The organism is Pseudoxanthomonas spadix, assembly GCF_003703395.1.
Taxonomy (GTDB): domain Bacteria; phylum Pseudomonadota; class Gammaproteobacteria; order Xanthomonadales; family Xanthomonadaceae; genus Pseudoxanthomonas_A; species Pseudoxanthomonas_A spadix.
The window spans coordinates 23,534-36,473 of the sequence record NZ_RDQN01000004.1 but is presented as its reverse complement, the minus strand read 5'-3'; the positions used below and the strand labels follow the sequence as shown (position 1 = coordinate 36,473).

Here is a 12,940-nt window from a genome sequence, read left to right as displayed (position 1 = left end):
ACCCAGCCAGGCTGCGATCAGCCCCTGGTGTAGTCGCGGCTCGGCGAGCCGGTGTAGATCTGGCGCGGGCGGCCGATGCGCGCTTCCGGGTCGGTCTGCTGTTCCAGCCAATGCGCCACCCAGCCCGGGGTGCGGCCGATGGCAAACATCACCGTGAACATCTCGGTCGGGATCTTCAGCGCCTTGTAGATGATGCCGCTGTAGAAATCCACGTTCGGGTAGAGCTTGCGCTGGACGAAGTAATCGTCCTGCAGCGCGGCTTCTTCCAGCTTCATCGCCACTTCCAGCAGCGGATCGTTGACGCCCAGTTCGCCCAGCACCTTGTGGGTCATCTCGCGGATGATCTTGGCGCGCGGGTCGAAGTTCTTGTACACCCGATGGCCGAAACCCATCAGGCGGAACGGGTCGTTCTTGTCCTTGGCCCGCTCGACCGCCTTGGCCACGTGCCTGGCGTCGCCGATCTCGGCCAGCTGCTTGAGCACGGCCTCGTTGGCACCGCCATGGGCCGGACCCCACAGCGCGGTGATCCCGGCGGCGACCGAGGCATACGGATTGGCGCCGGTGGACCCGACCAGGCGCACGGTCGAGGTCGAGGCGTTCTGCTCGTGGTCGGCATGCAGGATGAACAACAGGTCCATGGCCTTGGCCACCACCGGGCTCAGCTCCAGCTCCTCGCTCGGCACCTCGAACATCATGTGCAGGAAGCGCTCGACGTAGCCCAGGCTGTTGCGCGGATAGCGGATCGGTTGGCCCGCGGTATAGCGGTGCGCGGCGGCGGCCAGGGTCGGCATCTTGGCGATCAGGCGGATCGCGGCCAGGCGGCGCTGCTCGGGATCGTTGAGGTCGAGCGTGTCGTGGTAGAACGCCGAGAGCGAGGCGACCGAGGCGGCCAGCATGGCCATCGGATGCGCATCGTGGCGGAAGCCCTGCAGGAAGCTCTTGAGCGACTCATGCATCATCGTGTGATGGGTCACTTCGTCTTCGAACTCGCCCAGCTCCGCTGCGCTGGGCAGCTCGCCGTGCATGAGCAGGTAGGACACCTCGGTGAAGCTCGACCTGGCGGCCAGCTGGTCGATGGGATAGCCGCGATACAGCAGCACACCCTGGTCGCCGTCGATATAGGTGATGGCCGATTTGCAGCTGGCGGTCGCGCCAAAACCGGGGTCGTAGGTAAACAGCCCCGTTTCCTTGGTCAGCTTGGAAATATCGACACAGTCGTTGCCAAGGGTGGGTTTCAGTACAGGCAGGGCCACCGATTTTTCGCCGGCGGTCAGCGTGACCTGGTCAAGTTCGGACACAGTGCACTCCTTCGTGGGGAAGCGCCAAAGCCTGTCGGCCGTGGCACAGGACAGGATCCGCAGCAACAGCCGCTACGGAGTCCGAGAATTATCGCATACGGCCCCGCAGCGATGCCTGTCTTGAAAGACCGGCAGCAAGCCCTCCGATGACGTTCCGGCCACGATGGGCAAACGAAAACGGCCGCGCCCCAAGGGGACGCAGCCGTGGTCCGGACTGCCGGAACGAACCGTTCGCTCAGCGCGCGTAGCGCTTCTGGAACTTGTCGATGCGCCCGCCAGTGTCCATGACCTTGTGCTTGCCGGTGTAGAACGGGTGCGAGGCGGAAGACACTTCAACCTTGACCAGCGGGTATTCGTTGCCGTCTTCCCACTTGATGGTGTCCTTGCTGGCAAGGGTCGAGCGGGTCAGGATCTTGAAGTCGGAAGTGACATCGTGGAAGACGACGTCACGGTACTGCGGATGGATGTCGGCTTTCATGCGGCACCAGGAAGATGGAAAATTCGAGCCGGTCATTCTAGCGGCCTGGCCGAGCCCGTGCAAGCCAAAGCCAACGCTCAGGTCGCGGCCAGGGCCGCCTGGACCAGCGCCTCGAAGCGCCTGCGATCGTAGGCCAGCAGCAGGCGCGCGTTGTCCGGACGTCCGGTCTGGCGATTCCAGTCGGTGACGGTGGCGCCGCGGGTCAAGATGCCGGCCAGTTCCACCGCCAGCGGGCGCTCGGCCAGCGAGGTCGCGCCTTCCGGGTGCAGGGCCAGCGCCATGGCCAATGCATCGGCGCTGTGCCAGTGGTCGCCGCGGCGGTCGGCCGACCACAGCCGGGTCTGGCGCGAGATCTGCTCGTAGAAGGCCGCCCGCGGTGAGGGCGCAGCCAGCCACTGCTCGACGCTGGCATGGGGCAGGCCGTGGGCCAGGGTCGCTTCCCAATCGACCACGTCGAATGTGGGAAAGGCATCGAAGACCAGGTGCGCCGCCTCCGGATCGAAGGCCACGTTGAACTCGGCCGCCGGGGTCAGGTTGCCGTGCGCCGACACCGCCCCGCCCATCACCACCAGGCGTGCCACGCGATGGGGCAGGGTCGGGTCCAGCTTCAGCGCAAGCGCCAGATTGGTCAGCGGACCCAGGGTCACCAGCAGCAACCTGCCGGCGTGCACGTGCGAGAGGCGCAGGATCGCCAGCGCCGCATGCTCGGCCTGGGTGCCATGGGCGGCCGGCGCGTAGCCGACATCGCCAAAACCATCGCGCCCGTGCACGTCGGCCGCATCCGGGGAGGGATGCAGCAGCGGGCCGGGACAGCCGGCGTAGACCGGCACGTCGCTGCGGCCGGCAACTTCGCACAGCTTCAAGGCATTGCGCACGGTGCGGCCCAGGCCGACGTTACCGGCGGCCACGGTCAGGCCCACCACTTCGTGCGCGGTGTCGTTGAAGGCCATCAGCAGGGCGAGCGCGTCATCCACGCCCGGGTCGGTATCGATCAACAGCGGAATCTTTTCGGTCATTGCCCATTATCGCCGGTCACGCGCCACCACTGTCCAACGCCGCGGGCATGCGCCGCCAGGGCGGCAACTGGCGCTTGGCCGCGGCCAGTAAGGCATGGGCGGGTCGGCCCCGGCTCAGGCGCTGGCATAACGCGCGGCGCCGCCGGTCCAGCGCTCGCTGATGCGCTCGGCCAGGGCAGGTGATGAAGCCAGCAGCGTGTCGGCCAGCGCGTGCACCTGCGGCAACAGGTCCGCATCCCGTGCCAGGTCGGCGACACGGAACGCTGCCAGGCCGGTCTGGCGGGTGCCGAGCAGCTCGCCGGGGCCGCGCAGTTCCAGGTCCTTTTCGGCGATGACGAAGCCGTCGTTGGTCTGGCGCATGGTGTCCAGGCGCTGACGGGCCAGCGCAGACAGCGGCCCCTGGTAGAGCAGCACGCACGAGGAAGCCGCCGCACCGCGCCCGACCCGGCCGCGCAGCTGGTGCAGCTGGGCCAGGCCCAGGCGCTCGGCGTTTTCCACCACCATCAGCGAGGCGTTGGGCACGTCCACGCCGACCTCGATCACGGTGGTGGCCACCAGCAGATCGGCCTGGCCGTCCTTGAAGGCACGCATCACGGCCTGCTTCTCGGCCGGCTTCATGCGCCCGTGCACCAGCGCCACGCGCGCCTGCGGCAGCGCCTGGGTGAGCTGCTCGAAGGTGGTCTGCGCGGCCTGGGCTTCGATCCGCATCGCAGGACCACCGCGCGTAGCGGGTGCGGCCTTGGGGTCGTCCTCGGCTTCTTCGATCAGGGTGCAGACCCAGTAGACCTGGCGGCCTTCGGCGCAGGCGGCGCGGATGCGCTCGATCAGCTCGGGCCGGCGCTCGGCGCTGAGCGCGATGGTCTGTACCGGCGTGCGGCCCGGTGGCAGTTCGTCGATCGCCGAGACATCCAGGTCGGCGTAGGCGGCCATCGCCAGGGTGCGCGGAATCGGGGTGGCGGTCATCACCAGCTGGTGCGGAAACAGACGCCGAACGGATGCTTGATCACCGTCCCCGGCGCTTTGTCGCTCGCCCTCCATGGCACCCGGTGCTGAAGTCGACGCACCGCCTGCCAAACCTTCCGTGGGGCATGGCCGCTCGCCATCCATGGCACTCGGTGCTGAAGTCGACGCACCGCCTGCCAAACCCTCCGTGGTGCATGGCCGCTCGCCCTCCATGGCGCTCGGTGCTGAAGTCGACGCATCGCGTGCCAAACCTTCCGTGGTGCATGGCCGCTCGCCATCCATGGCTCGCCCGGACGGTGCCTGCGGCTCCGCCCGACCCTTGTCGCGCAGCGCCAGGCGCTGGTGCACGCCGAAGCGGTGCTGCTCGTCGACGATCACCAGGGCCAGGTCGTGAAAGGCGACCGATTCCTGCATCAGCGCATGGGTGCCGACCACCACCTGGGCGTGGCCGCAGGCGACCTCCTCCAGCACCCTGGCCCGGGCCTTGCCGGTGACCTTGCCGGCCAGCCAGGCCACGCGCACGCCCAGCGGTTCCAGCCAGCCGCGCAGGGTGGCCAGGTGCTGCTCGGCCAGCAGCTCGGTGGGTGCGGCAAGTGCGACCTGCTTGCCGGCTTCCACCGCCAGCATCGCGGCCAGCGCGGCGACCACGGTCTTGCCACTGCCCACATCGCCCTGCACCAGCCGCAGCATCGGCCGCGGCCGGGCCAGGTCGGCGCGGATCTGGGCGAAGACCTTCTGCTGGGCGCCGGTGAGCTGGAACGGCAGCGCCTGCAGCAGTTGCGCCACCAGCGTGCCCGGCCCGGCCAGGGCATGGGCGCCGTGCTGCTGCAGGGCGATGCGCTGGCGACGCAGGCTCAGGTGATGGGCCAGCAGTTCCTCCAGCGCCAGACGCCGCTGCGCCGGATGGGTGCCGGCCGCGAGCGCGGCGACATCGGCATCGCGCACGGGCCGATGCATGGTGAGCAGCGCCTCGCGCAGGGTCGGCAGCTGCAGCGCGCGCAGCAGGTGCTCGGGCAGCAGCTCCAGCGTGGCCTGGTCGGGCAGCCGATCCAGCGCCTGGGCAATCAGCTTGCGCAGGATCGCCGCAGGCACGCCTTCGATCGCCGGATAGACCGGCTCCAGCGTGTCGGCCAGCGGCGCCTGGCCAGCGGCGCCGATCAGCTTGTAGTCCGGATGGACGATCTCCAGGCCCTGCTGCCCTGGCCGCGGCGTGCCGTAGACGCGGATCCGCGCGCCCGGCGTGAACTGCCCGACCTGCGCGGGGCGGAAATGGAAGAAGCGCAGCACCAGCGTGCCGCACGCGTCATCGCCGATGGCCACGCGCAACACCGGCCGATAGCGGAAGCCACGCTCGACCGCCTCGATCGTGCCTTCCACCTGCGCCGCCACGCCGGGCCGCAGCTGGGCGATGGGCGTGAGCCAGGTGCGGTCCTGGTAGCGCAGCGGCAACTGCAGCCACAGGTCCTGCAGGGTCGAAAGGCCGCGCGCGGCGAGTTTTTCGGCAATCTTCGGGCCCACCCCGGACAGGCTGGTGATGGGCTGACCGAAGGTGGATTGCAGGCTGCGAACGAGCGCGGGCATGCCACTAGGATGCCGGCCGTGCCGCGGCTTTGCCACTCAATCCAGCGCATGTGGTTGTCGGAAAACACCGCGCACGGCCTCGCTCGCGGCTCGATCGCTCCGCCGGCCCGCGGGATCGGCAGGCAAGGACCGACGTCGATTTCATTGATCCTGATCAAGGCCGGCCGGCGCGCGCGCCCCGACACTGTCGGCCGGGGATCCTGACCATGGCATTGCCCAATCCCAGGAGAGGACCATGATCGGTACTGGACGCACGGATCTGATTCGGCACGCGGCCTGCGCCGCGCAACGGGCTTCCACCATGCAGGCGGCACTGCGCAGCAGCGCCAATCGGCTCGGCCACGCCAACGCGCGCGAACCCATGCCGGCCAGGCTCCTGGTCATCGTGGATGACTTCCGCAGGCGGATGCTCGATGCGCTGGGCCAACTCACCGTTGCCGATGCGGCCCAACTGGATTCGGCGTGGTGCCGGTTCCTGGTGCGCTATGAAGACCACATCGAAGCAATTCGACAGGCCCGCTGCGAACTGGCCCAGGATGAATATGGCCAGATGCCCGCGCCCGGTTCGCGCGCGGAGTGCCGACGCGACTGAGCCCGGGCTTCACTGCATGCGGGTGCCTGATGAGAGACACCGCGCACGTCGGCCGCGGCCCAGGCTCAGCCCAGCACCATCACCGCATCGACCTCGAACAGCGCGCCCTTGGGCAGGCCGGAGACCTCGATGGTGGAACGGGCCGGGAACGGGGCGATGAAGTATTCCTGCATTACCGCGTTGACCGCGGCGAACTGGCCCAGGTCGGTCAGGTACAGGCCCAGACGCACGATGTCGCCCAGCGAACCACCGGCGGCTTCGGCCACCGCCTTGAGGTTGTCGAACGAACGGCGCGCCTGCGCACTGATGTCGCCTTCGACCAGATTGCCGGTGGCCGGGTCCAGCGGGATCTGGCCGGAAAAATACACGGTGTTGCCGGCGCGTACGGCCTGCGAATATGGGCCGATCGCGGCCGGTGCCTGGGTGGTGTGGATGATCTGGCGGGACATTGAGGCTCCGGGTCGGGGAAATGGCCGTGCATTGTAGGGCGGGTCTTGACCCGCCATTGCGACCGGCACGACCCGCCAGGCTGACGGTGACATGAAGTGCATTGTAGGGCGGGTCTTGACCCGCCGATGCGACGCCGGCTGGACCGGCGCGGCGGGCTTGGACCTGCCTATGTTCCTGTCCCGCCAGGCATGGCCGTGCCGAAGACCATGGCAATGGCGGGTCAAGACCCGCCCTACGCCCGTCGTACCCCCAGCACCGCCGGCAGGCGGCGCAGGCGACGCATCACCGCGGCCAGGTGGCTGCGGTCGCGCACCTGGATGTTGAAGCGCATCACCGCCGCGTTGATGTCGCGCTCCAGGTATTCCACCCGCTCGATATTGGACTGGGCCTGCGCAACGGCCGCGGCCACCTGGGCCAGCGCGCCGGTACGGTTTTCCACTTCGATCAGCAGGCTGGCGTCGTAGTCGCCGCTGACGCTGGAATCCCAGTCGATCGGCACCCAGCGATCGGGCGACTTGCGGAACTCGACCACGTTGGGACAGTCCAGCCGGTGCACCACGATGCCCTTGCCGGCGGTGTGGAAGCCCATGATCTCATCGCCCGGGATCGGCTGGCAGCAGTTGGCGAAGCTGATCACGCCGCGCTCGCCGCCGGTGATCAGGATCTTTTCCTGCGAGTGCTTGGAATGACCGCCGCCGCGCAGCTCGGCGAAGGCCATCATCGCCTGCGCGGCCTGGGCCGGCATCCAGTTGCCCAGCGCCACGTCTTCCAGCAGGGCCTCCAGGCGCGGGTATTTGTGCTCGCTCAGAAACGCCTCCAGGCGCTGTGCCGGCATGCCGTCCAGCGAACTGTCGAGCTCTTCCAGCGCGCGATCGAGCATGCGATGGCCCAGCTGCACGGCATCCTCGTGGCCCAGCTGCTTGAGCTGGTGGCGGATGGCGGTGCGCGCCTTGCTGGTGACCACAAATTCCAGCCACTGTGGCTTGGGTGCGGCCGACTTGGCGGTGATGATCTCCACGCTCTGGCCACTGCTGAGCTTGGTGCGCAGCGGCACCAATTTCTTGTCCACGCGTGAGGCCACGGCCTGGTTGCCCACGTCGGTATGCACCGCGTAGGCAAAATCCAGCGCGGTGGAATTGCGCGGCAGCGAGAGGATCTTGCCCTTGGGCGTGAACAGGTAGACCTCGTCGGGGAACAGGTCGATCTTGACGTTGTCCAGGAATTCCAGCGACGAGCCGGCCGATCGCTGGTTTTCGATCAGTTCGGAAATCCACGCGTGGGCCTTGCTCTGCGCGCTGCTGGGCATCTGCGTGCCGAACTTGTAGGTCCAGTGTGCGGCGATGCCGCGTTCGGCCACCAGGTCCATCTCCTCGGTGCGGATCTGCACCTCGATCGGCGAGCCATAGGGACCAAACAACACCGTGTGCAGCGACTGGTAGCCGTTGGCCTTGGGGATGGCGATGAAATCGCGGAAGCGCCCGTCCAGCGGCTTGTACTGCGCGTGCACGGCGCCCAGGGCGTGATATGCCTCCGGTACCGAAGCCACCACCACCCGAAAGCCGAACATGTCCATCACCTGGTCGAAGCTTTTCCCCTCGCTGCGCATCTTGGTGTAGATGCTCCAGGCGGTCTTGACCCGGCCGACCAGGCGGTGGGGGATGCCCTCGCGGTTCAGGCGCTGGGACAGCTCGGTCTCGATCTGGGCCAGCGCCTCGCGGCGCATCACCGGCTGGCTCTGGATGTGCTTGCGGATGACCGCATGGCGCCACGGATACATCGCGGCGAAGCTCAGGTCCTGCAGTTCGGACTTGACCAGGCTCATCCCGAGGCGCTGGGCAATGGGGGCGTAGATGTCCAGCGTCTCGCGGGCGATGCGCGCGCGCGCCTCCGGACTCTGCGCGCCAAGGGTGCGCATGTTGTGCAGGCGGTCGGCCAGCTTGATCATGATCACGCGCAGGTCGCGCGACATGGCCAGCAGCATCTTGCGGAACGATTCGGCCGCCGCTTCCTTGCGGTCGCGGAACTTGAGCTTGTCCAGCTTGGTGACGCCATCGACCAGCTCGGCCACCGCCTCGCCGAATGCGCCGGCGATCTCCTCGCGGGTCAGCGGGGTGTCTTCCATGGTGTCATGCAGGACCGCGGCGATCAGCGTCTCCACGTCCATGCCCAGCTCGGCCAGCACCTGGGCCACGGCCACCGGATGGGTGATGTAGGGCTCGCCCGACTTGCGGGTCTGGCCTGCGTGCGCGGCCGCGCCGACTTCCCAGGCCCGGCGCAGCAAAGGCCGCTGGTCGGCAGGCAGGTAGCTGGCAGCGGCCTCGAAACGGCGCACATACTCTGGCACCTCGTCCTGTGGCGGCGGGGTGCGGATGGCCTTGCGGGAACGCCCGGGGTTCATTGTCGAAGCCTATGCCAGTGGCGTGATTGCGGCAACGCGGCAACGCCACGGTGGCGTGGCCTGCCCGTCGCCGGCCCGGTCCACCTGCGGTCAGTGCTGCCAGGCGATCAGAGGCAGCTCCAGCGGCACCGCCAGCCCGCAGGCGTCGGACGGGATGACCCGCGCGGTGTAGTGCTCCACAGGGCGGTCGCCGGGGATGCTGCCGCGGTAGCGCGTCGGCGCACCGGCCTGGCCGCCCGGCACCGCCTCCAGCGCCAGCACCCGTGCCGGCTGCCCGGCGATGCCGTCCGCATACATCTGCACCTGCAGCCACTCCGGCGCGATTGCGCCGGTCTCGAGCGACAGTTCGACCTGGTGGGCCGAGGCGCCCGGCTGCACCTGCACCGATCCGAATCGGATCTGCGGCCAGTGCTGGCGCAGCTGCTCGGACACCTGTGCCAGTCGGGTGGCCCGCCCGGGATCGAGGGTGGTCCGGGTGAGATGGGCGCTGGCCCCGGGCAGGTAATAGCGTTCGGTGTAGTCGCGCACCGCGCGTTCGGCGGTGAAGCGTGGCACCAGCTCGGACATGCTGCGGCGCATGCGCCGCAACCACGCCTGCGGCAGGCCCTCGGCATCGCGCTGGTAGAAGGCCGGGACGACCTCCTCCTCCAGCACCGTGTACAGCTGCTCGGCATCGATGGCATCGTGGGAAGCGTCGTGCTCCTCGCCGTCGCCGATGCTCCAGCCGACTTCTCCTTCGCAGGCCTCGGCCCACCAGCCATCGCGCTGGGACAGGTTGAGCCCGCCATTGGCCAGGACCTTCATGCCGCTGGTCCCGCTGGCCTCCCAGGGCCGGCGCGGCGTGTTCAGCCACAGGTCCACGCCCTGGATCAGATGCCGGGCCAGGCGCACCTCGTAATCCTGCAGCAACACGACCCGACCCTGGGTCTGGGCCTGACGGGTGAATGCATGCCAACGCTGCAGCATCTGCTGACCTTCGAGATCTGCCGGGTGGGCCTTGCCCGCCACCAACAGTTGCAGCGGACGCTTGGGGTGGTTGAGCAGGCGCAGCAGGCGCTCCGGATCGGACAGCAGCAGGTTGGGCCGCTTGTAGCTGGCAAAGCGGCGGGCAAAGCCGACGGTCAGGCGATGCGGATCCAGCCCCTGCCCGGCCGAGGCAATGCGTTCGGGCGTGTCGCCGTGTGCGGCCCGGCTCCGGGCCTGATGGGCCCGGGCGAACACGATCAGCCGGGTCCGCGCCTGGTTGCGCAGGTCCCAGAGCCGCCCGTCGCTGGCCTGCGCCACGGCATTGGGGACATCCACCGCCCCGTCCCCGATGCAGTCCTCGGCCTGCGCCCCGGGGGACAGCGCGGCGCGCATCCGCCAGGACATCCACATCGGCAGGTGGACACCGTTGGTGACATGGCCCACCGGGACTTCCGGCGTCGGCCAGCGCGGGAACAGACCCTGGAAGATATCCCGGCTGGTCTGCCCGTGCAGGCTGCTGACCGCATTGACCGCCCCGGCGCAGCGCACCGCCAGATAGGCCATGTTGAACGGCTCGGCGTCGGCCTCGGCGTGCTGGCGGCCCAACGCCAGCAATGCCGGCAGCGACAGGCCCAGTTCCTGCTCGGCGTAGCCGCCCAGGTAACGGGCGATCAACGCCGGCGCGAACCGGTCGAAGCCGGCCGCCACCGGGGTATGGGTGGTGAACAGGTTGCCGGGCCGGGTCGCGGCCAGGGCCACCTGGAAGGACACGTCGTGGGCCTGCATGTAGCTGCGGGCGCGTTCGAGCACCGCCAGCGCCGCATGGCCATCGTTGAGGTGGCAGATGTCCGGCTCCACGCCGGCCGCCAGGAGCATCCGCCAGCCGCCAATCCCCAGGACCAGTTCCTGGCGCAGGCGCATCTCGCTGTCGCCGCCGTACAGCTGGCCGGTGGTCAGACGGATCGGCACCGGATTGGCCGGGTCGTTGGTATCCAGCAGCAACAGCCGGGTGCGACCGACCCGGGCCTGCCAGCCGCGGATCCAGATGTCCAGGCCGCGCAGGTGCATGGTCAGGCGCACCCGGTTGCCGTTGGCATCCAGCAATGGCTCGACCGCCATCTCGTGCGCATCGTTGACCGGATACAGGGCGTGCTGGCGACCCTCGCCGTCGATCTCCTGGCGGAAATAGCCCTGCTGCCAGAGGATCCCCACCGCGGTCACCGGGACGCCCAGTTCGCTGGCGGCCTTGAGCTGGTCGCCGGCGACATTGCCCAGGCCGCCCGAATAGATCGGCAGCGACTCGCCGAGCATGTACTCCATCGAGAAGTAGGCCACCGACCGCAGCGCCGGGGCCGCCGGCAGCCCCTGCAACCAGGATGGCGCCGCCAGCGCGCGCTGGCGCCCGGCCATCATGGCCTGGACCAGGACGCGGAATTCGGGAACCTCGCATTGCACCCGCAACGCCGATGCAGAAATGGTGTTCAGCACCAGGGTGGGATTGCGCGTGAGTCGCCACAGCTGCTGGTCCAGGGTGCGCCAGATGCCGTCGTTGGCACCGGTCCAGTGAATGGACAGGTCGCCGGCCAGCTCACGCAGGCACAGGCTGATGTCGTCGAAGTTGCTGCCTGGAACGTGGGCCATGCGGATCGCTCATGTAGGGAGGGGACAGATGCCGGGCCGGGCCCTTGCCTGGTGGCAGGCCTTGCCCGCGGGCAAGGCCCGGCTGCCGGGCTGCCGGTCCGGCCGCACTGGATCGTCGTGATCGTCGTCCAGCCGGACGCCCTTTTCGGGCCATTGTCGGCGATGTTCTTGACAGGTGGGCAGATGCCGGCATGGGCAGTGTGCTGCAAACCTGCCCACGGATGCACCCGGTCCCGGGCGCACCAACGCAAACGGCCCGCACAAGGCGGGCCGTCGGCTCAGGCAGCGCGGAACGGTCCGCCAGCGATCAGTCGTCGCCCTTGGACATGTCATCGTCGGCGACCACTTCGGCGGCGGCCCATTCCAGCGCTTCGCGTTCGGCGCGCTCACGCTCGGCCTTCTCGACGCGGTCGATCAGCGCGTTGTCGATCTTGCGGGCGGCGATCTCGCGCAGCGCCAGCACGGTCGGCTTGTCGTCGGTGTCGTTCTCGATGGTCGGTTCGACGCCGTTGGCCAGCTGGCGGGCGCGCTTGGCGGCCATCATGACCAGCTCGAAACGGTTGTCGACGACTTGCAGGCAATCTTCTACGGTGATGCGGGCCATGTGGGGCTCCAGGCGGACTGCCACCGGCAAGGTGGGCCGCACGACTAGCGAAAGGGACCGGCGATTGTAGGCCCGTGCTGGCCAGCTTGCAATCCGTTCCTTTGAAATCAACCGGTTAAGCAGGCCGGGCGCCCATCTGCCCCCCGCTGGTAACGCGGCATGGGCACAAGCGGTTCGACGGCCAAGCCCGATGCAGACGGACAGCAACGTTCAACGCGTGGGGCCGGTGGGTCGGCTTCAATCGTCCAGCAGCGCCTGGATCAGGTCGCGATGCTCGGCCGCCTGCCGCTCGCGGCGCAGGCGGCTGGCGGTGAAGATCGCGCACATCTCATCCACGGCCGTATCGAACACCTCGTTGACGATCAGGTAGTCGAACTCGTCGTAATGGGACATCTCCTCGCGCGCGGCGGCCAGGCGCCGGGCGATGACCTCCTCGCTGTCCTGGCCGCGCTTGCGCATGCGCTGCTCCAGCGCCTGGCGCGAGGGCGGCAGGATGAACACGCTGACCGCATCGGGCACCTTCTCGCGCACCTGGCGCGCACCCTGCCAGTCGATCTCCAGCAGCACGTCCTGGCCGGCGGCCAGCTGCGGTTCCACCGACTGGCCGGCGGTGCCTTTCCAGTCGCCGTGGACGAGCGCGTACTCGAAGAAATCGCCCGCCTCGATCATGCGCCGAAACTCCTGCGCGCTGACGAAGTGATAGTGCTGGGCGTGGCGCTCGCCCGGACGTGCCGGGCGCGAGGTGAACGAGATCGACAGGCTGATGCGCGGATCGCGCGCCAGGGTGGCGTTGACGATGCTGCTCTTGCCGGCGCCCGAAGGGGCCGCGACGATATAGAGGGTGCCGCGCATGGACGAAGGTGGCCTTGGCATCGCCGCGCGAAAGCGGCGGTTGCGGAAAAAGGCGGGCAAGTCTAGCAAAGCCGCACCGGGCCGCCAGCCGCCGCCGCAGC

10 protein-coding genes are annotated in these 12,940 nt (G+C 68.6%); 1 reads left to right on the top strand and 9 read right to left on the bottom strand.

The window, feature by feature from the left end; all coding sequences use genetic code 11:
- Positions 1-17: 17 nt before the first annotated feature.
- The 4 genes from D9R12_RS07445 to D9R12_RS07430 all read right to left on the bottom strand — a co-directional run bounded on the left by D9R12_RS07445 (position 18) and on the right by D9R12_RS07430 (position 5,336).
- Positions 18-1,298 carry a citrate synthase gene (locus D9R12_RS07445; protein WP_122229489.1) on the bottom strand — a complete coding sequence of 427 codons (1,281 nt, stop codon included), beginning with the start codon at positions 1,296-1,298 and terminating at the stop codon, positions 18-20.
- A gap of 235 nt (positions 1,299-1,533) precedes the next feature.
- Entirely contained in the window at positions 1,534-1,776 is a 243-nt protein-coding gene (locus tag D9R12_RS07440) for a type B 50S ribosomal protein L31 (RefSeq protein ID WP_014161502.1), read from the bottom strand.
- A gap of 77 nt (positions 1,777-1,853) precedes the next feature.
- A complete protein-coding gene (locus tag D9R12_RS07435) occupies positions 1,854-2,792 on the bottom strand; it encodes a nucleoside hydrolase (protein ID WP_122229487.1) in 939 nt (312 codons plus the stop codon).
- Between the two features lie 114 nt (positions 2,793-2,906).
- On the bottom strand, positions 2,907-5,336 hold the full coding sequence (locus D9R12_RS07430; protein WP_122229485.1) for an ATP-dependent DNA helicase RecG: 2,430 nt from the start codon (positions 5,334-5,336) through the stop codon (positions 2,907-2,909).
- A gap of 235 nt (positions 5,337-5,571) precedes the next feature.
- Here D9R12_RS07430 and D9R12_RS07425 point away from each other — a divergent pair, with 235 nt between their 5' ends.
- Positions 5,572-5,928: a hypothetical protein gene (locus D9R12_RS07425; protein ID WP_014161505.1), complete on the top strand. Its 357-nt coding sequence runs from the start codon at positions 5,572-5,574 to the stop codon at positions 5,926-5,928.
- 65 nt (positions 5,929-5,993) lie between these two features.
- Here D9R12_RS07425 and D9R12_RS07420 read toward each other — a convergent pair whose 3' ends face one another.
- The 5 genes from D9R12_RS07420 to gmk form a co-directional block, all read right to left on the bottom strand.
- Positions 5,994-6,377: a RidA family protein gene (locus tag D9R12_RS07420; RefSeq protein WP_122229483.1), complete on the bottom strand. Its 384-nt coding sequence runs from the start codon at positions 6,375-6,377 to the stop codon at positions 5,994-5,996.
- 233 nt (positions 6,378-6,610) lie between these two features.
- The gene (locus D9R12_RS07415; protein ID WP_122229481.1) at positions 6,611-8,776 is read right to left on the bottom strand and encodes a RelA/SpoT family protein; all 2,166 of its coding nucleotides are present in this window, start codon (positions 8,774-8,776) and stop codon (positions 6,611-6,613) included.
- Between the two features lie 90 nt (positions 8,777-8,866).
- Positions 8,867-11,383 carry an alpha-glucan family phosphorylase gene (glgP, locus tag D9R12_RS07410; protein ID WP_122229479.1) on the bottom strand — a complete coding sequence of 839 codons (2,517 nt, stop codon included), beginning with the start codon at positions 11,381-11,383 and terminating at the stop codon, positions 8,867-8,869.
- Between the two features lie 307 nt (positions 11,384-11,690).
- Positions 11,691-11,987 carry a DNA-directed RNA polymerase subunit omega gene (rpoZ, locus tag D9R12_RS07405; protein WP_014161509.1) on the bottom strand — a complete coding sequence of 99 codons (297 nt, stop codon included), beginning with the start codon at positions 11,985-11,987 and terminating at the stop codon, positions 11,691-11,693.
- A gap of 237 nt (positions 11,988-12,224) precedes the next feature.
- A complete protein-coding gene (gene gmk / locus D9R12_RS07400) occupies positions 12,225-12,839 on the bottom strand; it encodes a guanylate kinase (protein ID WP_014161510.1) in 615 nt (204 codons plus the stop codon).
- Between the last annotated feature and the right edge of the window lie 101 nt (positions 12,840-12,940).

Coding starts and splice junctions, on each gene's coding strand:
- glgP (WP_122229479.1), bottom strand. CDS start 11,383: ATGGCCCACGTTCCAGGCAGCAACTTCGACGACATCAGCCTGTGCCTG.
- D9R12_RS07430 (WP_122229485.1), bottom strand. CDS start 5,336: ATGCCCGCGCTCGTTCGCAGCCTGCAATCCACCTTCGGTCAGCCCATC.
- D9R12_RS07435 (WP_122229487.1), bottom strand. CDS start 2,792: ATGACCGAAAAGATTCCGCTGTTGATCGATACCGACCCGGGCGTGGAT.
- D9R12_RS07415 (WP_122229481.1), bottom strand. CDS start 8,776: ATGAACCCCGGGCGTTCCCGCAAGGCCATCCGCACCCCGCCGCCACAG.
- rpoZ (WP_014161509.1), bottom strand. CDS start 11,987: ATGGCCCGCATCACCGTAGAAGATTGCCTGCAAGTCGTCGACAACCGT.
- D9R12_RS07420 (WP_122229483.1), bottom strand. CDS start 6,377: ATGTCCCGCCAGATCATCCACACCACCCAGGCACCGGCCGCGATCGGC.
- gmk (WP_014161510.1), bottom strand. CDS start 12,839: ATGCGCGGCACCCTCTATATCGTCGCGGCCCCTTCGGGCGCCGGCAAG.
- D9R12_RS07425 (WP_014161505.1), top strand. CDS start 5,572: ATGATCGGTACTGGACGCACGGATCTGATTCGGCACGCGGCCTGCGCC.
- D9R12_RS07440 (WP_014161502.1), bottom strand. CDS start 1,776: ATGAAAGCCGACATCCATCCGCAGTACCGTGACGTCGTCTTCCACGAT.